Here is a 22,723-nt window from a genome sequence, read left to right on the forward strand (position 1 = left end):
TTTCTGTTCTCCTTTGGCACATAAGTTTGCCTCAAGATCTCTAGTTATGCATGGCTTGATTTTACGGGAGGGTTACATTTGTGCCTGAATCACTATCAGTGAGTACCGCCGTCTTAATGAAATATCCGTGTTTCACTACCTCTAGGAAATTTCGGAATGCGAGTCCATTTACGTTAATGATTTGCGCGTTCATTTTTTCCGGCTTTGCTCCACGAAGCAATTCAAAAAACTTAGGTATCAAAATTTGTTCGGCAATACCTTCCACAAAAATAAGACGCCTAGAAAAAAACATTACGGAGTTTGTGGCACTAAGCCACTTCCTAAGATAATTTTTCGTTTGTTTTCCTTCAGCATCATTTGGTATCCCGTCCAAAATATAATGTGACTTCAAGCTACCATCAGAAGTGTCTTTATAAATTACAACTGTATTTTCAAGATTTAGATGAGAACAAATATGCGTTGAATGGCTAGTCAAAATAACTTGACGCTTGCCACCTTGAAAAAAAGAATCTCTCGATACACTCTCTGAAAAATGCTTTTGCAATACAGGACTAATATGTGCCTCAGGCTCCTCAATCGCTATTAAACGAAAATCTGGATCATTATTTTTTGAATGGACATGTGACAGTACGAACGACATGAATAACAAATTATTTCGACCTAGCCCATTATTCTCGACTGATATTGGCTTATCACCGTACTCCAAACCGATTTTCTTTAATAGCTCTTGGAGACTAATGTCTGAAAATCTGAAATTTATCTCATTCGATGAAATATCAGTTTCCAACGACAGCTCTCCCAATATTTTGGATATCTCATTTTTTATGGAAGTAAGTTCGGCATTGCTTTTATTGATCGATTTGTTTAAAGCACTAGCGCTATGCAAAATATCATCAAACTTATTTTGATCTCTATTATTTAAAATTCGATACAACAAGCGATTTTCTTTCGACGCGGACAATTCAGTTTTCGCATCACGTAAAGCATCTAACAAGTCTATCTTTAGTGCTCTAAGCTGAAAATTTTCGGGTTTTATTCTTCCAATACCCGCGACTATTGAGGACTCATACTCATTAATAGGAAACTGTATTTGTTCAAGTCGCCTATCTTTTTCCTCAACAAGTTTCAACGAATCCCTAATATTTTTCACCCATTCGACTCGATTCCTTAATGAACAACCAAATGTAAAACAAAGTTGTGCCTCGGTATGTGCTTCATTAGAATGCCATTCACTTACAATTGTCTTCTCTTCTTCATCAATAAAGTCGGTGAAGGTTGCGATAATTTCGATTTCTGGAAAAACGACTTCTGAGGGCTCAATATCAACATTAGAAACACTACATTTGAACGAATGTAGAACGTCAAAGCTAAAGTCCTCAATTCGTAGTACTCGACTTCGTATTCCTCCTATTTCATTATTCAAGAGAAGTGAAAGTGCTCTAAGCAAACTTGTCTTTCCAACGTTATTTTCACCAATTATCAAGGTCTTTGGTTTAAGTTGAATTGAGAAATCATGAAGATTCCGGTAATTTTTAATTTGAAGTTTATTGATATACATATTTAAGATTTCACCTCAGAATAATGATTTTGTATATAGAATTAAATTCAGTCACCGTCACGCAAAGAAACTTTAGCTCACACCAACCACACTCCGCCCCCCAGCCCCTCGCACCACCATCACCTTCGTCGCAATCCTCTCCGTCATCTCCTGCACATGCGAGATCACGCCGACTTTTCTGCCCATGGCTTGCAGGCCGTCTAGGGCATCCATCGCTACGCGTAGTGTGTCGGCGTCTAGACTGCCGAAGCCTTCGTCTATGAAGAGAGATTCGACGCGTACGCGTTTGCTCGATAGTGATGCTAAGCCTAGTGCTAGGGCTAGTGAGACTAGGAAGGATTCGCCGCCTGAGAGTGAATGGACTGAGCGGGCTTCGTCGCCCATGTCTTGGTCTATCACCATAAGCGCTAGGCTGTCGTTGATGCGTTGTAGGCGGTAGCGGCGGGCTAGTTCGTGTAAGTGGCGGTTGGCGTAGCCGATTAGGACATCGAGCGTGTATTGTTGGGCGTAGTTGCGGAATTTTTTGCCGTCGGCTGCGCCGATTAATTGGTTTAGGGTTTCCCAGATTTTGCTTTTGGCTTCTTGGGTTTCTAGTTGCTTTAAGATGTCGGCCGCTTGCGTGCGGCGGGCTTGGTCTTGGGCGATGGCGGTTTGTAATTGGCTGGCTTGCGCTTGTACTTGGTTGCGTTGTTTTGTCAGGGTTTGTAGTGCTTGGATTAGTTGCGTGCTGAATGATGCTGTTGCGTTTTTATCTGCAATCGCATCACTGTTTGGCTCACTGTCTCCATCTACTTTTTCATTCACATTCGCGTCTGCATTGTCATCCTTCGCTGATTCGTCTTGTGCCAAGATTGTTTGTACGTCGGGGCGACGTGCTTGGTGTTCTGCGCACAGGCGTTGGCGTTCTTGGCTTAGCGTTTGTGCTTGTTGGCTGGCGTTGGCGATGGTGAGTAAGGCATTGCGTTCGCTGTTGATCCAAGCGCCGTCGTAGCTTAGTAATTGGCGTAGTTTGGCTTCAGGATTTTCCGCAGGATCTTCTCCACTCATTGGGCTTGCGTCGTGCTCTGCTAACCAGTTTGCTAACGTAACTGCGGCGTTCGCTTGTAGGCTTTGTTCCGTGGCGAGTCGTGCTGTCGCTTGTGCTAATGCTTCGGTGCAGCGACTGTGGGTTAGCACTGCGGCGTTGTGGTTTTGGGTGGCTAGATCGACAGCTTGTTTGGCCGCATTAATCGCTTGTGTGAATTGGGCTTCGATTTGTTTTAGGCTGAGTTCTATTCTCTGTAGTTGTAGTGTGGTGTGTTGAACTAGGTCGGCGAATAAGTCGGCGAGCGTGCGCAATAAGGCGCTTTTCTCGTTTTGTTTTTGTTTTAGTGCTTGCGCGCTGGCGGCAAGGCTTTGTGTGCTGTTTTGTTGTTCTAGTTCTGCTTGTTGCAGGATAGCAGTGAGGTTATTCAACTCTAGCGTCAAACTGCTTGCGCGCTGGTTGCAGGCTTCGCGTTGTTTGCTTTGTTTGAGCCATTCTTTGGCGTGTGCTGCGCATTGCTGGGTGAATTGCTCGGGCGCGTTTTGCCATTGCTCTTTCCAGTTGCTTGCGCCGTCGCCCAGGTCATGCAATGCTGGTGTGAGTTCTTCTAAATAAGTGTTGAGTCTGGTTTGGCATTGGGTGCATTGTTCTTGCGTGTGTGCTTGATCGGCTTTGCTGCGCTCTACGGCATTGAGGGCATTTTGTTGTGCTTCTTTATTGGCGTTGTGCGTGCGCGTGGCTTGTTCATAGTGCGCTTGTGCGCTGTCTTTGTTTTGTAAGGTAGTGCGATTGGTGTTTTCTAAAGCGGTGATATTTGCCAACGTTTCTTGTACTTGCTTAGTTTGTTCGGCTATCCATGTGCTTAGTGCATTCTCTCCTTGCGCTAGATCAGCGATCTCTTGCGCCAGCGGGTGCGATTGCCATGCGCTTTGCGTTTGTGCGACCTGCGCTTGTTGTTGCGCCGCTTCTTGCTGGGCTTGTTGTAGCTGTGCTTGTAAGCTCGCGGCTAGCGCGTCTTTGCTACTGAATTCTTGTTGCGCGTTTTGTGTGCCTAGGCGGCATTGTTGTACCTGCACTTGCAATTGTTCGAGCATGGTATGCAACTGCGGCACATGCGGCTGATCGCTACGGTATGGATGTTCGTGCGAACCACAGACTGGGCAAGCTTGATCAGGCGCTAAAGTGGCGCGTAGATCTTCGGCGGTTTTTAGGCAAGCGCTTTCAGCAATCTTGAGCGAACGTTCGGCTTGCTCTTGCGTTGCGATTAATGCGGGCAATTTGTCTTGTGCTTGTTTGGCTTCGTTCTTAGTTTGGGTGAGGCTGCTTTGCAACGCGTGAATTTGTTGTTGCGTTTTGTGCAGACGTGCTTTCTCGTCTTCACGGTTGTGCGCCAATTGCTCTAGGCTGCTTAACTGTTCGCGGCGTTTTTCTAATGTGGGCTTTTGTTGCAGTTGCGCGTTTAGCTTTGTGCTGGATTCCAGATAGGCCGCTGTGCTTTGTTGGCGTGCTTGTTCGGCTTTTTCTAATTGCGTTTGGCTTAGACTTAGCTGCTCGCTAAGGTCTGCGATTTTCGCTTGTTGTGTTTGTTGTTCGCTCGCATGTTGCGCTTGCTTTTGTGTGAGGTGCTGTAGCTCGTCTTGCGCTTGTTTGGCTTGACGCAGCAAGACTTCCCATTTTACCCAATCGTCTGCTAAGACTTGCAAGGCGCTGTGCTCGCTCAGCCACGTGGTGCAGGCTTGCATTTGACTTTGGTTGCTGTTGATGTCGACTTGCTTTGCTTGCTGCTGTTCTTGCGTTTGGCTGCATTTTGCTTGCAACTTGGCGTGCGCTTCTTGCATCGCTTCGTGTGCGGGTTGCATGGTGGAGATGACGGCTTCTAGTGTTTTGGCGGCGTCCAGTTGCGGTGCGGCTTGCGCTAGCATTTGCTCGGCTTTTTGTAGCTGCTGTTTGGCGGCTTGCTGTTGTTGCTCTTGTTGTTGGCTATTACTCTGCGCGTTTTGGAGTTGCGCTTGGGCGTTGATGATTTGCTGTTGACATTGCTCTACGCTGGTTTGTAGACGATCAGTTTCCGTTAGTAATGGACGAGCGACTTGCGCGATTTCAATTTGCTCTAGCTGTGCTTGTCGTGCTGCCGATTGCGCGCAAGCTTGCTGCGTTTTCTCGACTTGTTCTTGCGCGATCTGGCTATCATGTTGCAGCTTTTGATCTTGTTCAAACCAACGCAGTGCTTGTTCTAAGGCGAGTTTGCGCTCTTCTAGTTTTTGCAATTGTGCTAGTGCGTTTTGTTGATCGCAATCGAGCTGTGTGCGCTCTTCTTCGGATAATGGCTTTTGATCGTCTAGGCGATCTAATATGCGTTGCAGGTCTTGTTGCTCGCGCTTGGCGCGTTCGAAGGCGCGTTTGGATAATTCGCTGTAGATCGCGCTGCCTGTGAGGGTTTCTAATAATTCGCCGCGTTCATTGTCTTCGGCTTTCAAGAAGCTAGAGAATTCATTTTGCGCGAGTAGGACGGCGCGAGTGAATTGTTCGAATTTGAGTCCTATGCGTTTTTCTATCTCGGCTTTGACTTCCGTTTTTTTGCCGCCGATGGGTGTTAAATCAGGCAATTGATGCAGCGTCATGGCGGTTGGCTGCAAGCCGCCCGTGGCTTTATTGCGAGAACGGCGCACGCTCCAACGGGAGCGATAGCTGACTTGATCGCAGCCGACGAAATCGACTTCAGCATAACCCTCGCCTGTGCCGCGACGCAGTAAATTGCCGGTGTCTTGTTGCGAGATCAGTTCGTTGCCGTCGGGTAGTGTCTTGCTGCCGCCTGCTTTGATCAGGCGTGGCGTGTTTTCATACAGCGCCATGCATAGCGCATCGAGCAAGGTGCTCTTGCCTGCACCTGTTGCGCCACTGATGGCGAATAGGCCTGCTGACTTGAGTGGCTCTTGTTCAAAATCGACTTCGAATTCTCCGGCGAGTGAGGCAAGATTTTTTCCGCGCAGAGCTAAAATTCTCATGGCTGAACCTCGTCGTTGCTACCATTGGCCAACATCAGTTCGGTGAAGGCGCTGCGTAGCTCTGGTGGCGCTTCGTTCTGGTATTTGTTTTGGTACAGACGTTGAAAGATATCTTCTGGCTGCAAGTTTTCTAGTTCGGTGAGTGTGACGGTTTCTGATTCACTGATTTTCTTCGCGGCGAAGCTGGTTTCAATTTTGGCTAAGCGCAGCGCCTTGCCTTCAATCGCGTTTTCTATCGCGGCACGCAAGCCTGGTTTGGGAGCATCAAGTCTGACGCGAACTTCAAGATACGGCTGACGTTCTAGCGGTGTGTCGTTGGGCAAATCTAATGCGGTTAATGCCACCAAGACTTGCGCTAACGGTGCGGCTTGTTTAGGTACGCGTAGCAAATCGACTGCGCGTGGTACGAATATGGGCTTGATGGCGCTGACTTTGTCCTGATCCAAATCCACACGCAGCACCTGATGTTGATAATCGACTTCGGCAAAAGACATCGGCAATGGGCTACCACAATAGCGCAAGTGTTCTTGCTTGCCGACTTTTTGCGCCAGATGCAAATGGCCTAAAGCTGCATACGCGACATTCGCATCGAACATATTCGCCGACAAAGCTTCGGTACCGCCGATCACGATACGGCGCTCTGATTCTTCGGAGATCTCGCCACCGACCATGTGGCAATGACCTAGCGCGATGATGGCTTGATCGGGTTGACGCAGGTTCAATGCGTATTGCAAGCATTGTTGATACAAGAGCGTGATGCCTTGTATGTAAGGGTCTTTGACCTCGCCATCACATTTAGGCACGTCGCTGGGGCGCAAGAACGGTATCGCTAAGCACCATGCTTTGATCTCGCCTGCCGCATTTTTCAACGGCAAAACTAAACGATCTAAATCGATGCTGCCATCAAGTAAACGCGGCACGAAGCCTATCACCGCGACATCCATTTCTTCCAAAAGGGGCGCTGGTGCTTCTAGGCGTCCAGGCGAATCATGATTGCCCGCGATGATGACGATATTCAAATGCGGTAGCTGTTGCTTGGTTTGCTGCAAGAATCGATAGAACTGTTTTTGCGCTTGCGCTGAAGGATTCGCAGTGTCGAAGATGTCGCCTGAAATCAGCAAGGCTTCGGCCTCTTCCTTAACCAAGCTGACAATCAGCCAATCTAAGAACGCTTGGTGTTCGTAGCTACGATCAAAATTGTGCAGAGTTTGGCCGAGGTGCCAGTCGGAAGTATGAATGAAGCGCATGAAGTAATGAATAGGCTAAAAAGGATAGCGCTAATCTTACTGGTAAAAACTGGAAATTGACGATAAAAATGAAAATCGAATAAAGTTGGGCTGACTTTCTTTTGAATAAGGGCTTAGCTCTGAAAAAATTAAAACCAAAAGTCGGCAAAAGCTTACTAGAAATAATCTGCAGATTCAAAATCAAGCCTTAATTCATTCAACGCTAGGCATTTTTTAAATGATCAAAAAAAACGGACATGCGATTTGCACGTCCGTTTTTTTTTGCAAACTCGCATGAGGTTTTGCGCCATGCGAGGGTACTCGTTACAGAGACTCTGCTTACTCGTAATCACTCATAGGTACACAAGCACAGAACAAGTTACGGTCACCATAAACGTTATCGGCACGACCTACTGGTGCCCAGTATTTTTGCTTACGCAAAGCGGGTACTGGGTAAGCTGCCACTTCGCGGCCGTAGGCATGATTCCATTCGTTGGCGACCAATACTTCTGCAGTATGTGGTGCGTTTTTGAGTGGATTGTCTTTGGCGTCGAATTCGCCGCTTGCTACTTTAGCGATTTCTTCACGGATGACAATCATCGCATCAATGAATCTATCCAACTCAGCTTGGGATTCGCTTTCTGTTGGCTCAATCATCAATGTGCCTGGCACTGGGAAGCTCATGGTTGGCGCGTGGAAGCCGAAGTCGATCAAACGTTTTGCCACGTCTTCATTGGAGATGCCAGTCGCATCGGTCAATGGGCGCAAATCCAAAATACATTCATGCGCGACCAAGCCATCGTGACCTGTGTACAGCACTGGGTAATGTGGAGCCAAACGCTTCGCGATGTAGTTCGCTGCCAAGATTGCTGTTTCAGTTGCGGCTTTCAAACCTTCGGCGCCCATCATGGCGATGTACATCCATGAGATTGGCAAAATCGATGCTGAACCGAACGGTGCTGCGCTGACTGCGGAAATACCATCTTCGCCGCGTACATAACCGGTTGATTTTTGGTTCGGCAAGAACTTTGCCAAATGTGCGCCAACCGCGACAGGACCGACACCTGGACCGCCACCACCATGAGGGATACAGAATGTTTTATGTAAGTTCAAGTGACTGACGTCACCACCGAATTTGCCTGGTGCAGCAACGCCAACCAAAGCATTCATGTTCGCGCCATCGACATACACTTGACCGCCGTGTGCGTGAACGATTTCGCACAATTGCTGAATGCCTTCTTCGAACACACCGTGCGTCGACGGATAAGTGACCATCGCGGCTGCCAAATTGGCGCTGTGTTTTTCAGCTTTGGCTTTCAGATCGACCAGATCAACGTTACCGTTTTCATCGCAAGCAACCACTACCACTTCCAGACCAACCATAGAAGCGGACGCTGGATTAGTACCGTGCGCAGAGGATGGAATTAAGCAAATATTACGATGGCCTTCACCACGGGATTGGTGGTAAGCCTGAATCACCAACAAACCGGCGTACTCACCTTGTGAACCGGCGTTTGGTTGTAAAGAAACGGCATCGTAACCTGTCGCTGCGCACAACATCGCTTCTAACTGATCGATCATTTCGCGATAACCAACGGTTTGATCGTTGGGTGCGAAAGGATGAATGTTTGAAAACTCTGGCCATGTAACAGGGATCATTTCGGACGTTGCATTCAACTTCATCGTGCATGAACCGAGCGGGATCATAGTACGATCGAGAGCCAAATCTTTGTCTGCCAAACTACGCAAGTAACGCAGCATTTCGTGTTCTGCGTGGTAGCGGTTGAACGTTGGATGCGTCAAGTAGCTTGTTGTACGTGCCAATGCTGCTGGGAAGGCATCTGTCACGCCCGCTTCAGTCGCATCAAATGCTGGCGCCGCTTTGCCTTGGCCGATAATCGCCCACAAAGCTTCAACGTCTGCACGTGTAGTTGTCTCGTCCAAAGACACACCCACTTGAGTCGCACTGATTTGACGCAAGTTATAACCTGCTGCTTGCGCTGCTGCGTGTACCGCTGCGGCATTAGCAACATTGATCGTCAATGTGTCGAAGAAAGAACTGTTAGCGATCGCTACGCCCATTTGTTTCAAACCAGCGGCCAAAGTGCCAGTCAAACGGTGTGTACGTTGTGCGATTTGTTTCAAGCCTGCTGGGCCGTGATACACCGCGTACATAGAAGCGATCACTGCCAACAATACTTGTGCTGTACAGATGTTGGATGTCGCTTTTTCGCGGCGGATATGTTGTTCACGTGTTTGCAACGCCAAACGGTAAGCTTGCTTACCTTGCGCATCGACCGTCACACCGACCAAACGGCCTGGCATAGAACGTTTGAATGCGTCTTTCGTACCCATGTAGCCAGCGTGTGGGCCACCGAAACCGAGCGGTACACCGAAGCGTTGGCTGTTACCGACGACTACGTCAGCACCCCAAGTGCCTGGTGCTTCGATCAAAGTCAATGCCAACAAATCAGCAGCAGCAACAACCATTGCACCTTTTGCGTGAACCGCAGCGGTAAATTCGCGATAGTCGCGCACCGTACCGTCAACACTTGGGTATTGCAAAAGCACGCCGAAGCAGTCATTTTCAATTGCTTCATTACCTGTACAGGTCCGTACTTCTATGCCCAAAGGTTTAGCACGGGTTTCGATGATTTCACGTGTCTGTGGCAAGACGTCATCAGCGACGTAAAACACATTGGAATTCGATTTACCAACACGTTGGATCAAGGTCATCGCTTCTGCAGCGGCTGTACCTTCGTCGAGCATAGACGCGTTAGCGATGTCCATGCCAGTCATATCCATGATGACTTGTTGAAAATTCAAAATCGCTTCCAAGCGACCTTGAGAAATTTCTGGTTGGTATGGTGTGTAAGCCGTGTACCACGCTGGGTTTTCAAAAATATTACGCAAAATCACGCCTGGCGTGTGCGTGTTGTAATAGCCCTGACCGATGAAAGACTTGAGCACTTTATTTTTGCTCGCCAAAGCTTTCAATGTCGCCAAAGCCTCAGTTTCAGATTTTGCTTCTGTGAAGTCGGCCAATGGCAAAACATTTTTACGACGAATATTCGCTGGAACAATCGCATCGATCAAAGCAGTACGATCCGCATAGCCCAACACTTTGAGCATAGCAGCTTGTTCTGCTTCAGATGGGCCGATATGACGGGCGATAAAGGCATCATGTGCCTCAAGTTGGGAAAGGCTAGTACGTGTCATGGTATTTTTGGGGTGTAGAAAAACAAAATTCAACAATTGGGAGCAGCCGTCCTGCAGGACTTTGGCTTAATCCCCTCTCCCGCAAGCGGGAGAGGGTTAGGGTGAGGGAAGTTCAGCACGGATAAACCTGATTTATATGCAATCACGAAAATCAAATTCACATGGCATTGGTCTCTAACTTTCGTCAAATAAACACCGCCCTCACCCCTGCCCCTCTCCCGCTTGCGGGAGAGGGGTGAAAGTCAAAAATTAGCCGATATTTTTTTGGTATGCTTCTGCGCTCATGAGTGCATCAACATCTGCTGCATTAGCTGGCTTCAATTTGAACAACCAGGCATCGAATGCACCAGCATTGATAGAGTCTGGTGCATCAACAACTGCGTCGTTCACTGCAACAACTTCACCGGCGACTGGTGCATAAACATCACCAGCTGCTTTCACAGATTCGATCACGCAGCAGTCTTTACCAGCCGCCAACACCGTACCGACTTTGGGTACTTCAACGAAAACGATATCACCCAATGCATCTTGTGCGAAGTCAGTAATACCAACGGACACTGTACCGTCGGCTTCAACGCGTACCCATTCGTGGGATTCTGTGTATTTACGATCTGCTGGAACTGTCATGTTGTTCTCCAAAAAATTTAAAATGATTATCTTTAAAAACTAAAAACAAAAACCTTCGCCGCAGAGGCTCAGAGATCGCAGAGAAATACTTCAAAAAACCTCTGCGTACTCTGCGCCTCTGCGGCAAAAAATAATTAAGCTACTAAAACCTTACCATTACGAACAAACGGCAATTTCACTACAGTTGCTGCTAATTGTTTATCACGAATCTGTACGTGTACTGTGTCACCGATCGCAACGCCCATAGGCAAACGTGCCAAAGCAATCGCTTCTTGCATGCTTGGGCTGAAAGTGCCGCTAGTAATTTCGCCGTCGCCATGTGGTGTTACGACTTTTTGATGTGCACGCAAAATGCCACCTTTTTCACGCAGAATCAGGCCTAAGAATTGTTGTGTCTGACCTTGCTCTTGCAACGCTTTTTTACCGACGAAATCACGTTCTGCAATCATATCAATCGTCCATGCCAAACCAGCATTTAATGGATTGACTGTTTCATCCATATCTTGACCGTACAAATTCATACCTGCTTCTAAACGCAAAGTATCGCGTGCGCCCAAGCCAGCTGGCTTCACGCCGACGGCAATCAAAGCATTCCACAAATCCGTGATGCGTTCTGCTGAAACCGCGATTTCAAAACCATCTTCACCTGTATATCCTGTGCGTGCCACCATGACTTCACCGAAGGCTGTGCCGTCCACGATCACAGCGTTAAAAGGTTTCATTTCTGCACTAGCAGCTTTAGTTTCTGGCAAAACTTCCCATGCTTTAGCACGGGCGTTTGGTCCTTGAACCGCGATCAAGCCATAAGAATTTGCACCGTCGCGACGTTGGGTGATGGTGATGCCAGAATTGGTGGCTGCATTGTGCGCATTCATCCATGCCACATCTTTTTCTGCAGTACCCGCATTAACGACCAAGCGGAACCAGCTTTCGTTCATGAAGTAAATGATCAAATCGTCGATCACAGTGCCCTCAGGTTTCAGCATGGCTGAATACAGAGCTTTACCGGAAACTTGTAATTTATCGACATTATTCGCAACCAGACCACGCAAGAAGCTGCGGACGTTCTCGCCTTTGAGATCAACTACGCACATATGGGACACATCGAACATACCGACATCAGTACGCACCGCATGATGTTCTTCGATTTGGGAACCGTAGTTAACTGGCATATCCCAGCCACCAAAATCAACCATCTTCGCGCCGGCTGCACGGTGTGCTGCGTTTAAGGGAGTTACTTTAAGAGTTGCTTGTGTCATGTGAGAGCCTCAGTACCAAGTTTGGACAGAAAAAAGGGACGAAAAAAAACATACGATTTGGTGACTTCTTCGTATGTAATTGGTTATCTCTAAAATTCGATTTTGGGAATGCAATGCTAGGGGCAAAACGCAGCAATACGTCGGTATTGCGAGTAGTTGCAACAACGCAGTGCGCCCCATAATCGGATTATAGAGGTGACCATACAATCGTTACCCCTCTGTCCTGGTACCTGAGAGATTACGGGAATCATATATAAGCTGATATACGCTGATTCTCGTCGCACCTTCGGTGGGTAGTTCAATGCAAAAAATTTATCGCACTGCTACCGCTCTCCAGAGTAGGGGAGTTTTCACACCACCCCGCTGATCGGTCCTTTTGCCTGAGAGTTTGTTGGGTATTAGCCCCTTCGGCGGCGATGTACTCTGTGAGTCAGCGCTCTCTCCCGATCAAGTGCCGCGATTATAACCCGAAACATCTGGGTGATTTCCTACCGCAGCACTTTTTTTCACATTTTATTGAGTAATAAAGTGTCAATTGTCTTATGCAAATTAGCGTTCAAAAGTCACTTATTGAAATCAATTTCAATTAACAAAACTACTCTTGCACTCGCTCTGGTTTTGCAGCGAGGCTTTCGGCGGTGTGATTCGCTGCCGCGCTTCCCACGGCCAAAATCGGCTGACGCGGTGGCTCGCCCCACATGCCTTTACCCCTTGCATAATAGGCATGCAAATAACCCCAATAGACTAGTCCATCGCCACTACGAGGATCCAGTAAATAGAAACCCAAACGCCCCAATGATTGATTCAAAGGCACATATAGCGCTTTGTCTAAAGTCGCTTTGGTCCAAGTATAGCCCGCACGTTTCTCGGGAACTTGCTCTTTCCACTGCCCTTTGATTTGTGCCGTAAAAATCCCCTGAAAAGTATCCTTCGCGATATTGCGTTCAGTTTCGTGGAAATACATCAAAGCCTGATCTTTAGGTCGTGCAGATCCTGGCAGTACTTTCAAGCCATGTGCCTCCAAAATCGGACGCAATCTCTCGGCATAAGCAGGATCGACCAGATAGCCTTGCGGCACGCGGATTTCATCGACCGCTTTAAAAGCGACATAGGCAGGCAATTCCATCTTGGTACGTGATTTTTCACCGATAATTTGACCATTGGCGTCTTTAATCGGATCAACCACGTCAAAACTATAAGTCTCCGCCAGAGTCATTTCAGTGCGCAAAGGCAGCCGCGCATCGTTGTTTTTCCATTGATCTGCCCAGCGTGCTTTTGCAGCAATTTGCTCACGTTTAACTCGCTCTTTGTTCGCCGCTAACCAACGCAACAATTCCACGACATATAAACGATTATCTTCAATACGCTCTTTAAAGCTACGATATACGTAGGTCTCAACCAGAACACCCAAAGCATATTGCAGTGTCGGGTAATTACTGACTAAATTAGGCGTAGAAAATGCAGATTCCCAACCGTCAATCTGTTTCTCTTTGTTATAGCGAAAATTACCATAGTCATAAGTCGGCATACCACGCGGTAGCATGGTCGCGCGGACATCGGTCAACATCTTACGATTAAGTTCTTGCAATGGTGCATCACCACCCGTCGCCCAAGCGGGCTCATAGGTAATATGAAAGCCGTGATAACTACCATTCGTCGTATGTAAATCAAACACTGCTGCGGGTTGAAAATCTTGATACATCGCCAGCATCCAACGGGTATTTGCGGCTGCCGCTTTCATCATGTCACGGTTCAAATCTATCCCAAACGCATTTTCACGCGGCCCTACGCCCCCCGCCGGATTGGGCTGATGGCGACGATTTAATGGATCTTGAGCATCCGCACCGTCCGCGTTATAAGTTGGCAGCGTCACGATTTCTATCGCCTGACGGATTTCTGGATATTTGCCTTGCACTAATTCGCGCAAGATAATTTGCATTGCATCCTTTCCCTCGACTTCACCTGCGTGAATACCCGCATTAATATACACGCGCAAAGGATCTTTACCGGTAGACGCAAGACGCCAGGCATTAAGAGGCTGACCAGTTTCTGTGTTACGTGGCCCAGTTTTTGGATGATATGAACTTAATGATTTGTCTTTTTTTTGTAAGGCCGCCATGAACTGTGCGACATCAGCAACCGTGCTGGTCGTCTGATAATTATTCTGCTCAAAACGTGCTTGCGGCCAGGTGTCAGCTTTAGATTTGTCATTTGCTTGTGCTGTAGAAGCAAAGGTGATGAACACACTTAAAGCTAATATTGATTTTCTTATAGGTTTCATTTTTATTCTTTTAAGATTTGACTAAGGGCAGTTTAAGTAAACAAGTAAATTACTTACACGGACTACCTACATTCATATAAAAAAACGACCTGAGCAAAGCATCACCCAAGTCGTTTTTAATCGTGCATTGAAATTGCTTTCCGCAGAAATTATTTGCTACCGTTACGTTGCTTCCATGCCTCGAGATATTTCGCGGCCTTAGGATTTTTCTCATCCCACTTTGGCGCATCTTTACTATTAGCGATATGTTCAATGGCGACAGCAACGGCACGATCAACTTTTGCCATATTCTCGTAGTCGATCTTATTCGCTTCATCGCCTAAACCATGGTAATCAGGAAAACCATAAGCCACACTAATCGTATGCGCAGGAATACCTTGATCAGCCAAGGCCTGATTATCACTAGCACCAAAATATTTATCGCTATTGACAGGATGCTTCCAGACATTGATACCTGTCTTATCACCTGACTGTTTAATAATCGCGCCGACTTCGGAGAAATCAAAGCCTGTCACACCCACTGATGCGACTTGAGCGCCTTCTGAATCATCGGTACGACCGACTTGCTCAATATTGATACCAGCAACTGTCTTTTCTATAGGGAAAATTGGATTTTTACCGTAATAACGAGAACCGACCAAACCTTTTTCTTCACCAAAGAAAGTCATAAAAACGATACTGCGCTTTGGACGCTCTTTCATACCTGCAAAAGCTTTCGCTAATTCGATTACTGAAACCGTACCACTTGCATCATCATTGGCACCGTTAAAAATCTTATCCCCTTCAGCATTCACTTTGATGCCTATGTGATCGTAGTGTGCAGTCACTAGCACATAGGTATCCTTCAACGCCGGATCAGAACCACGCAATACGCCGATCACATTACGTACTATCGTTGGCGATGTCGGCTCAGCTTCAGGTGTCGGCGCAGGCGCTGCAGAACGGCGACGTGGTAAATCTTTTTTCAGCACATTCCAATCAGCGGTCTGAAAATAGCCATCATTCCCGGCTGGCTCCAAGCCGATGACACGAAATTGTGCGGCGATGTATTCCGCGGCCAAATCCAAACCACGTGAAGGCGTATCGCGTCCTTCTAATAAATCAGAAGCAAGAAATGTCAAATGCCCACGCATAGATTCTGCAGAAATACGTTCCACTGTCGCTTGCATAGCTGGACTCAGTTTCGCAGCGGCACTTGGTGCTTTTTGCGCAAACGTCGGAAAAGTAAGTAAGCTACCGGAGATTAATAAAGCGGATGCAAATAGTTGTAAGCGTGGCGTAAAGTTCATACCTGTCCCATTAGAAATTATCACTACAAAATTATTTTAAAAATGAATGGCCGCATAAAGTCGATTGTTTTTGCATTGCAATCGTAAAATCCTTGCCTTTCACTTCAACCAAGCTCTGAGTCTACTTTGCAAAATAAGTTCCCAAAATAGACATGACTTTAATATATGGTGAAGCTCACACCTGCATTTACATTTAGGATTTACGCAAAATTGCGCTGGCTAGGCGTAGAACCGAAGACAGTGCAATTGCACGGCGAGGCGAACACAACAACGCCAGCGTCTGATTTGCGCATGTCCTAACATTATTCAGATGCCATCCAAGCCTTTAAACCATTAACCCAAATGGGTGCCTGCAATTTGTAATTAACTCGCAATACAGCGGCACGTTGATACAGCGATTCGAAATCGACTTCAGGCGCGCTTTTAAAGCCTATGGCTACGACATTAGCGTCATGCACTTCCGGCAACCAAACCACCACCTCGAAGCAGGCTTGCATAGCCGCGATGTTTTTGGCGCGCTGCTGTTCGTTTGCGAATAAGTTGACCGTCAACATGCCTTCATCACTTAAGCAATCGGCGCAAGCTTGATAGAACTCAGGACTATCTAACACCGGACCTTCCGCCTCTGCGTCATATAAGTCCACCTGTATCACGTCTATCTTGCCACGACGAGTGGGATTACGCACAAAATCAAATGCATCCATCTCAATGACGCGCAGGCGCTCATCATCTTCGGGCAATTTAAATTGTTCACGGCACATCGCAATCACTTTAGGATTTAGATCGACTGCGGTTACCAAGGCATCAGGAAAATACCGGTAACAGAATTTGGTTAAAGCAGCGGCGCCCAATCCAAGCTGCACAATGTGCCCCGGCTGCATATTAAATAGCATCCACAAATTCATTTGCTGCACATACTCCAGCTCAATCTGATCTGGTACCGCTAGCCGCATAGAACCTTGTATAGGTGCGCAACTGACATCACTATTTACTGCGCTTGCCAAGTGTAAGGAGCGCACACCACGAAATTCGGAAACAAATACATCGGGATGATAAGGTACGGCAATAACCGTTTGAGTATTTCTTTTCGCCATTGCTTACTTTGCGGTTGGAGCATGAGTACGCCAAGCACATTCATGAGCATGGTCATTGACCATACCTATAGCCTGCATATAAGCGTAGATAATAGTAGAGCCAACAAATTTGAAGCCACGTTTTTTCAAATCCTTGGAAATTTGATCCGATAATTCTGTCGTGATAATTCGTTCGCCATGATTGACAATTGGGCGACCATTAACGTGCGCCCACAAATAGCTATCGAGACTGCCGAATTCCTTGCATAGATTCAAATACGATTTAGCATTCGTGATCGTTGCTTGTATCTTCAAACGATTGCGGATAATGCCAGGGTTTTGCATTAAAGCTTGCACTTTGTCTTCATCGTATTGCGAAATTTTTTGCGCATCCCAATGATCAAATGCGAGACGATAGTTCTCGCGCTTATTCAATACGGTTTCCCAACTTAATCCTGCTTGCGCACCTTCCAGATTCAACATCTCAAACAAACGTAAATCCTCATGACAAGGCACGCCCCATTCATGGTCGTGATAATGCAGGTATAAGGGATTGGCGGGATTAGCCCAAGAACAACGCGTTTTTGTCATATTTTCCTAGCAGTTAATCGAGGTCAATTTCAATACTGAATTGATTATTTTTTTAAACACCAAACAATACCATTGCATAAAACATGGATTATACTGCCCTGAGACGGCGCGTTCTACTAAAGCACAACAAGATCCCAAGAAGCTAATTGGATTTAAAATTGAAAGCGCGCATACAAAAGAAAATGAATACAGGTAAAGACGATGAAATACAATCTCAAAAAAACTGCCTCGACCTTCAGCACATTATTACTAAGCGGATTATTCGCTAGCCTATTAAGTAGTTGCGGTGGCGGTGGCGGTAGCAACTCTTCCAGCACGAGTCTATGCGCGAGCAATAGTGCACTTTGCTCGGTGGCAGGCAACGGCAATAATAATGGAAATACTAGTGGTACGAATACGGGATCCAATAGCGGAAGCAATATAGGCGCACCTTCAGTCTATGCCAATATTTGCACTGCATCTGTCGAAAAAAGTTGGGTACGCGCGCATTTGAATGACGTCTATCTTTGGTACAAACAAATTGTCGACGTCGCACCAACCAGCTACAGTACGCCACAGTTATATTTCGATGCACTGCTGGTCAAACAAAATGATCGCTTCAGCTTTACCGCACCCAAAGACGAAATCGATGGCTACTTCGAGGCAGGAGAAGACCTTGGTTTTGGCTATAAATTGGTGAATCAAAATAACCAGTTGCGCGTCAGCTACGTACAACCAAACTCTCCGGCTGATTTACAACAAATCAAGCGTGGTGCACAAATCGTAGGTCTGAATGGCACACCCATAGGTCAACTCAGCTATGACGCCCAAGTTGCTGCACTCTACCCTAGCAGTTCTCAAACTACGACCCGGTTTGAAATCAAAGATGTCGGTGTCAGCACTACCCGCATTGTAGATTTGAAGGCAACAACCGTTACTACGCAACCGGTTTTACAAAGCAAAATTATTACTACGCCTGAAAATCGCCGCTTAGGCTACATCGTGTTTACCGATCACATAGCCACGGCCTCTGATCCCTTGGTCAATAGTTTGCGTGATTTCAAACAACAAGGGATTGATGACTTAGTGATCGACTTACGTTACAACGGCGGCGGTTATATTTATATCGCCAATGAGGTCGCATCGATGATTGCAGGCGCTAAGGCACAAGGTCGCGTCTTTGAACAATTGCAATACAATGACAAGCATGCAGATTGGACGGCCGATAGTAAATTCCTATTTACTAGCAGGTCTCGCTCCGGACAAGACTTACCGCAACTGAATTTGTCGCGCGTCTTTGTATTAACCACCGCCCGTACTTGCTCAGCCAGCGAGTCTATCATCAACGGACTGTCACCTTTTGTACAAGTAATTACCATAGGCGGGACCACCTGTGGCAAACCCTACGGTTTTACTCAAACCGACAACTGCGGTACGGCCTATTTTGCTATTGAATTTGATGGCGTAAATGATGCAGGCAAAGGCGGTTATGTCAACGGCTTCGCGCCTAGTTGCCCAGCCACCGATGATCTTGAACACGAATTGGGCACCTTAAGTGAACGTCTGTTAGCCAATGCCGCGAGCTATAGCAAATCTGGCACCTGCGCGCCAAGTGGCATTGCTGTTCCCGCAGCGCCCTTCCAAGTCAATGGCAACATCATCGATCCGGATCCTCAGCCTTGGAGAAATAATCGCATACGCAAGTAAGTCTTGTTCAGTCGACTATTGCACACAAAGGCCCGGTTTGAACATCCGGGCTTTTTTTGTGGATTAATTCTTAAATTTATTTTGAAATAGCGTGTAAGTTTTTTCAGATAAGTTCGACTAATGTGCAATCACAACTTTCTGGCGAAACTAATAATGCAAGCCCTTACCCCTACCCCATTTTTGCGAGTCTGCCTTAGCTTGCTGCTCTGCTTAACTTTATATCCGTTTCTCAATTTCCCAGCTTACGCACAACAAGCTAAAGCGAGTCCCAAACTGACACTTAGTGGGACAGACTATTTAGGTCGAAAAATAGATTTGCGTGACTATGCAGGTAAAACCATACTTGTCAGTTTTTACAGCGGAGGATGCACGGTCTGCGCCAGAGACTTGAAGCTAATGCGTGAGTTTTTTCGCGATAATTCGGCTAAGAATTTCGTTTTGATTGGTATTAATATTGATAAGAGCAAAGCTGATTTTGAGATGTACACCAAAATAGTCGCGGCAAGCGTTCCCAAGAATCAACAATTCCCTCTCATCTGGCGCGGCAGTACTGAGACTCTCGATGGTTTTGGTAGCATCAACAGCGACCCCAGTCATTTTGTTATTACCGCCAACGGGCAAATCAGTTTGAAACGTGAAGGTACCTTCAAATCCGAAGATTGGGATAATTTATGGGAAATTTTACATCCATAAATCATCTGCAAACTAAAAGCAAACATCCATAAAAAAACGCACTATCAAAGTGCGTTCTTGTTTGAAACGAATTTGGGACGAATCTGAAACCAAGCGTGGCTACTTTACACCACGATAGTTTGATGCTCATCGCCTTCACGAGCGCGGATAGACCCAATCTTAAATACCGTCTCGCCAGCTGCGGCCAATTGCGCCATCGCCGCATCTGCTTGATCTGCCGCCATAATCACGACCATACCGATACCGCAGTTAAACACACGGTGCATCTCCGCATCAGCTACGCCACCATGTTGCTGCAACCATTTGAACAATGGTGGCATTTCCCAAGATTTACTATCCAAGATCGCTGTCAGTTTATCGCCCAATACGCGTGGTACGTTTTCTACCAAGCCACCACCTGTGATGTGCGCCATGCCTTTGACTTCCATGCTCGCCATCAAGGCCAGTAAAGGTTTAACGTAAATACGGGTTGGTGCAATCAGGGCATCTGCCAAACTACGACCATGGAAATCTGCATTCAAATCAGGATTCGCAACTTCAATGATTTTGCGTACTAAAGAAAAACCATTGGAATGAATACCGGAAGAAGCCAAGCCTAGGATCACATCGCCTGGTACGATTTTGCTACCATCGATAATCTTTGATTTTTCTACTGCGCCAACTGCAAAACCAGCCAAATCGTATTCACCTTCAGGATACATAGAAGGCATTTCAGCTGTTTCTCCACCGATCAAAGCACAACCCGCTTGTTCGCAGCCAAATGCGATGCCTTTGATCACATCAGTCGCCGTTGCCACATCCAATTTGCCGCAAGCAAAATAATCGAGGAAGAACAAAGGTTCAGCGCCCTGCACCAAAATGTCATTGACGCTCATAGCGACCAGATCAATGCCAACCGTATCGTGGCGATTCAAGTGAAAAGCCAATTTCAGCTTGGTACCAACGCCATCCGTACCAGAAACCAACACTGGCTCTTTGTATTTTTTACTGACTTCAAACATCGCGCCGAAGCCACCAATGCCAGCCATCACACCTTCACGCATGGTGCGTTTTGCGTATGGTTTGATTGCATCGACCAGCGCGTCGCCAGCAACCATATCGACACCAGCGTCGGCATAAGAAAGAGAAACAGGAGTATTTGTGCTCATAGGATATTCGTCAGTAGGGGCTTGAGGCGGTAAAATAGCGGAATTGCCAGAAACTAGGATGTTCAAAATGCTTATTTCAGCTCAGTCTTTACTTAGACTCACGAAAAAAACGATTTTCAGCACATCCAAAACCGCTATTTTAACAAATTGACCTAGGTTTTACCTAGTTTTTAGGCAAACTAGCGGTTTCAACATTTGATTAACCAAGAAAAGACTATGCCCTTTAATCTGACCAGCAATCAAAAGCAAACCATCACCTGGTTGAGCGTCGCTTTCGCTTTTATTCTTTTGCTATCTTTACTTGGCCCGATTTTGATGCCATTTATTGTGGCAGCCATCTTGGCGTATGTTCTCAATCCTTGGCTAGACAAGCTGTGTAAGCTGAAAATAAAAGGGATACATCTGCCTCGCCCAATCGCTGCCACCCTAATGATCCTATTAGTAGTAGCCTGTATCTTGGCGATCGTTTTGATCATGGTGCCAATTTTGCAAAAGCAAATTCCGCTACTACATAATCAAATTCCCCAGTTTCTAGATCGTTTCAATACCATGCTTGGGCCTATCCTGCGTGACTTTGGTATCCAAGCCAATATTGATAGTGAAGGCATTAAAGCGATTATCAGTGATCATTTGGCAAGTAGCGGCGATGTCATCGGTAAAGCCGTGCTCTCTTCTATCCGAGTTGGCGGTACCGCCGTGCTAGGGATGTTAGCGAACTTTATTTTGATCCCTATCGTCTTGTTTTATTTGTTAGTTGACTGGCATGCGCTCATTGGACGCCTGCGCAACTTCATCCCTCGTCGCTGGTTAAAACAAACGCAAACCTGGTTTAAAGAAGTGGATGAATTGCTCGCACAATACTTACGCGGTCAAATCATGGTGATGGTGATTTTGGCGATCTATTACACCTTAGGTCTGACCATCGCTGGTTTTGATCTGGCTCTGCCAGTCGGTATTTTGACTGGCTTGCTGGTGTTCATTCCTTACCTCGGTTATGGTTTAGGGCTATTTTTGGCCTTGGTCAGTGCGGTACTCCAATTTAATGATTTACATGGTTTAATTGCGGTCGCTATCGTTTATGGCGTTGGTCAAGCCTTAGAATCTTTTATTTTGACGCCGAAACTTGTGGGTGAACGTATTGGATTGCATCCATTGACGGTGATCTTTGCCTTGATGGCATTTGGTCAGTTATTTGGTTTCATCGGTATTTTGGTCGCCTTGCCAGCCTCTGCGGTCATTTCGGTCGCAGCAAAGAATTTACGACTTTCCTATTTAAATAGTTCCTTTTATCGTCAATCATAATTCATCCCCCGATGAATGATACGAAATTGGTTTTTTGACGATATTCATGACCATGAGACAGCTTTTACTTGATCTGGATGCGGAGAGCCTTCCGTCTCTAGATACATTTGTAGTAGGACAAAACGCGGAACTGGCGCAGATTTTATGCCTATTCTCAGAGCGCATCGCCAGTCAGTATGGCGAGCGCTCCGTGTATTTATGGGGTGAGGCAGGCGCCGGTAAAACGCATCTACTGCACGCCATTGCACAAACGCCCAACACTCGCTACATCAATGCCGACGCGCCTGAGGAGCAATTTTGGTATAGCCCAGAAGTCGACCTCTATCTGCTCGATGACTGCGATCAATTGTCCGCTGCGGCACAGATTGACGCATTTGCGCTGTTCAACGAAGCGCGTGCCAATGGCGCATTTTTTGTCGCGTCAGGCAATCATCCACCGATGATTTTGAATGTGCGTGACGATCTGCGTACCCGCCTCGGTTGGGGCTTAATTTATCAAGTGATCGGTTTATCAGACGAAGACAAAATTGACGCATTAGAACGCGCGGCACAGGCAAAAGGCATAGGATTAGCACAAGGCGTGTTACCCTATCTAATTACACACTACCGCCGCGATATGCGCTCTTTGACCTCGATGCTGGGCGAACTTGATCACTATTCGCTGGAAACCAAGCGCCCGATTACACTCCCCTTACTGCGTGAATTATTACAAAGAGATCATGCAGAATAAGTTTTCTACTTG

The 22,723-nt window shown here is 46.6% G+C and carries 15 protein-coding genes and 2 riboswitches; of the genes, 4 read left to right on the plus strand and 11 right to left on the minus strand.

What is annotated here, in order from left to right; all coding sequences use genetic code 11:
- Nucleotides 1-61 precede the first annotated feature (61 nt).
- The 10 genes from AC1RR2_RS20385 to AC1RR2_RS20430 all read right to left on the minus strand — a co-directional run bounded on the left by AC1RR2_RS20385 (nt 62) and on the right by AC1RR2_RS20430 (nt 17,152).
- A complete protein-coding gene (locus AC1RR2_RS20385) occupies nt 62-1,558 on the minus strand; it encodes an ATP-dependent nuclease (protein WP_493224120.1) in 1,497 nt (498 codons plus the stop codon).
- Between the two features lie 72 nt (nt 1,559-1,630).
- Complete coding sequence (locus tag AC1RR2_RS20390; RefSeq protein ID WP_493224121.1) at nt 1,631-5,587, minus strand: AAA family ATPase; 3,957 nt, start codon at nt 5,585-5,587, stop codon at nt 1,631-1,633.
- Nucleotides 5,584-6,834: an exonuclease SbcCD subunit D C-terminal domain-containing protein gene (locus AC1RR2_RS20395; protein WP_493224122.1), complete on the minus strand. Its 1,251-nt coding sequence runs from the start codon at nt 6,832-6,834 to the stop codon at nt 5,584-5,586. Before AC1RR2_RS20395 ends, AC1RR2_RS20390 begins: the two co-directional genes overlap by 4 nt.
- A gap of 318 nt (nt 6,835-7,152) precedes the next feature.
- Nucleotides 7,153-10,032: an aminomethyl-transferring glycine dehydrogenase gene (gene gcvP / locus AC1RR2_RS20400; protein ID WP_493224123.1), complete on the minus strand. Its 2,880-nt coding sequence runs from the start codon at nt 10,030-10,032 to the stop codon at nt 7,153-7,155.
- Nucleotides 10,033-10,281: 249 nt separating this feature from the next.
- Complete coding sequence (gene gcvH / locus AC1RR2_RS20405) at nt 10,282-10,659, minus strand: glycine cleavage system protein GcvH (protein ID WP_186889835.1); 378 nt, start codon at nt 10,657-10,659, stop codon at nt 10,282-10,284.
- Between the two features lie 134 nt (nt 10,660-10,793).
- On the minus strand, nt 10,794-11,918 hold the full coding sequence (gene gcvT, locus AC1RR2_RS20410; RefSeq protein WP_493224124.1) for a glycine cleavage system aminomethyltransferase GcvT: 1,125 nt from the start codon (nt 11,916-11,918) through the stop codon (nt 10,794-10,796).
- A 208-nt stretch (nt 11,919-12,126) separates the two neighbouring features.
- A riboswitch (glycine riboswitch) is annotated at nt 12,127-12,265 on the minus strand.
- Between the two features lie 11 nt (nt 12,266-12,276).
- A riboswitch (glycine riboswitch) is annotated at nt 12,277-12,374 on the minus strand.
- A 139-nt stretch (nt 12,375-12,513) separates the two neighbouring features.
- Complete coding sequence (locus AC1RR2_RS20415) at nt 12,514-14,199, minus strand: M14 family zinc carboxypeptidase (protein WP_493224125.1); 1,686 nt, start codon at nt 14,197-14,199, stop codon at nt 12,514-12,516.
- Between the two features lie 149 nt (nt 14,200-14,348).
- Nucleotides 14,349-15,488: a M28 family peptidase gene (locus AC1RR2_RS20420; RefSeq protein ID WP_493224126.1), complete on the minus strand. Its 1,140-nt coding sequence runs from the start codon at nt 15,486-15,488 to the stop codon at nt 14,349-14,351.
- Between the two features lie 302 nt (nt 15,489-15,790).
- Nucleotides 15,791-16,582, minus strand: a complete 792-nt coding sequence (locus tag AC1RR2_RS20425; RefSeq protein ID WP_493224127.1) for a spermine/spermidine synthase domain-containing protein — start codon at nt 16,580-16,582, stop codon at nt 15,791-15,793.
- A gap of 3 nt (nt 16,583-16,585) precedes the next feature.
- Nucleotides 16,586-17,152 carry a DNA-3-methyladenine glycosylase I gene (locus AC1RR2_RS20430; protein WP_493224128.1) on the minus strand — a complete coding sequence of 189 codons (567 nt, stop codon included), beginning with the start codon at nt 17,150-17,152 and terminating at the stop codon, nt 16,586-16,588.
- A gap of 201 nt (nt 17,153-17,353) precedes the next feature.
- On the opposite strand from AC1RR2_RS20430, the gene AC1RR2_RS20435 reads away from it, so the two are divergent.
- Both AC1RR2_RS20435 and AC1RR2_RS20440 read left to right on the plus strand, forming a co-directional pair.
- A complete protein-coding gene (locus AC1RR2_RS20435) occupies nt 17,354-18,838 on the plus strand; it encodes a S41 family peptidase (protein WP_493224129.1) in 1,485 nt (494 codons plus the stop codon).
- Nucleotides 18,839-18,991: 153 nt separating this feature from the next.
- Nucleotides 18,992-19,531, plus strand: coding sequence for a peroxiredoxin family protein (locus AC1RR2_RS20440; RefSeq protein ID WP_493224130.1), 540 nt, complete (start codon nt 18,992-18,994; stop codon nt 19,529-19,531).
- Between the two features lie 104 nt (nt 19,532-19,635).
- Here AC1RR2_RS20440 and purM read toward each other — a convergent pair whose 3' ends face one another.
- Nucleotides 19,636-20,679: a phosphoribosylformylglycinamidine cyclo-ligase gene (gene purM, locus AC1RR2_RS20445; protein WP_493224131.1), complete on the minus strand. Its 1,044-nt coding sequence runs from the start codon at nt 20,677-20,679 to the stop codon at nt 19,636-19,638.
- A 216-nt stretch (nt 20,680-20,895) separates the two neighbouring features.
- Between purM and AC1RR2_RS20450 the strand changes: the two genes are divergently transcribed.
- Nucleotides 20,896-21,981: an AI-2E family transporter gene (locus AC1RR2_RS20450; protein WP_493224132.1), complete on the plus strand. Its 1,086-nt coding sequence runs from the start codon at nt 20,896-20,898 to the stop codon at nt 21,979-21,981.
- Nucleotides 21,982-22,033: 52 nt separating this feature from the next.
- Nucleotides 22,034-22,711, plus strand: coding sequence for a DnaA regulatory inactivator Hda (hda, locus tag AC1RR2_RS20455; protein WP_493224133.1), 678 nt, complete (start codon nt 22,034-22,036; stop codon nt 22,709-22,711).
- Nucleotides 22,712-22,723 lie beyond the last annotated feature (12 nt).

The organism is Undibacterium sp. GW821-FHT11H02 (assembly GCF_058808015.1).

Bases quoted from the DNA above. Each gene is read 5' to 3' on its own strand.
- AC1RR2_RS20385 (WP_493224120.1), bottom strand. From the start codon at position 1,558: ATGTATATCAATAAACTTCAAATTAAAAATTACCGGAATCTTCATGAT.
- AC1RR2_RS20390 (WP_493224121.1), bottom strand. From the start codon at position 5,587: ATGAGAATTTTAGCTCTGCGCGGAAAAAATCTTGCCTCACTCGCCGGA.
- AC1RR2_RS20395 (WP_493224122.1), bottom strand. From the start codon at position 6,834: ATGCGCTTCATTCATACTTCCGACTGGCACCTCGGCCAAACTCTGCAC.
- gcvP (WP_493224123.1), bottom strand. From the start codon at position 10,032: ATGACACGTACTAGCCTTTCCCAACTTGAGGCACATGATGCCTTTATC.
- gcvH (WP_186889835.1), bottom strand. From the start codon at position 10,659: ATGACAGTTCCAGCAGATCGTAAATACACAGAATCCCACGAATGGGTA.
- gcvT (WP_493224124.1), bottom strand. From the start codon at position 11,918: ATGACACAAGCAACTCTTAAAGTAACTCCCTTAAACGCAGCACACCGT.
- AC1RR2_RS20415 (WP_493224125.1), bottom strand. From the start codon at position 14,199: ATGAAACCTATAAGAAAATCAATATTAGCTTTAAGTGTGTTCATCACC.
- AC1RR2_RS20420 (WP_493224126.1), bottom strand. From the start codon at position 15,488: ATGAACTTTACGCCACGCTTACAACTATTTGCATCCGCTTTATTAATC.
- AC1RR2_RS20425 (WP_493224127.1), bottom strand. From the start codon at position 16,582: ATGGCGAAAAGAAATACTCAAACGGTTATTGCCGTACCTTATCATCCC.
- AC1RR2_RS20430 (WP_493224128.1), bottom strand. From the start codon at position 17,152: ATGACAAAAACGCGTTGTTCTTGGGCTAATCCCGCCAATCCCTTATAC.
- AC1RR2_RS20435 (WP_493224129.1), top strand. From the start codon at position 17,354: ATGAAATACAATCTCAAAAAAACTGCCTCGACCTTCAGCACATTATTA.
- AC1RR2_RS20440 (WP_493224130.1), top strand. From the start codon at position 18,992: ATGCAAGCCCTTACCCCTACCCCATTTTTGCGAGTCTGCCTTAGCTTG.
- purM (WP_493224131.1), bottom strand. From the start codon at position 20,679: ATGAGCACAAATACTCCTGTTTCTCTTTCTTATGCCGACGCTGGTGTC.
- AC1RR2_RS20450 (WP_493224132.1), top strand. From the start codon at position 20,896: ATGCCCTTTAATCTGACCAGCAATCAAAAGCAAACCATCACCTGGTTG.
- hda (WP_493224133.1), top strand. From the start codon at position 22,034: ATGAGACAGCTTTTACTTGATCTGGATGCGGAGAGCCTTCCGTCTCTA.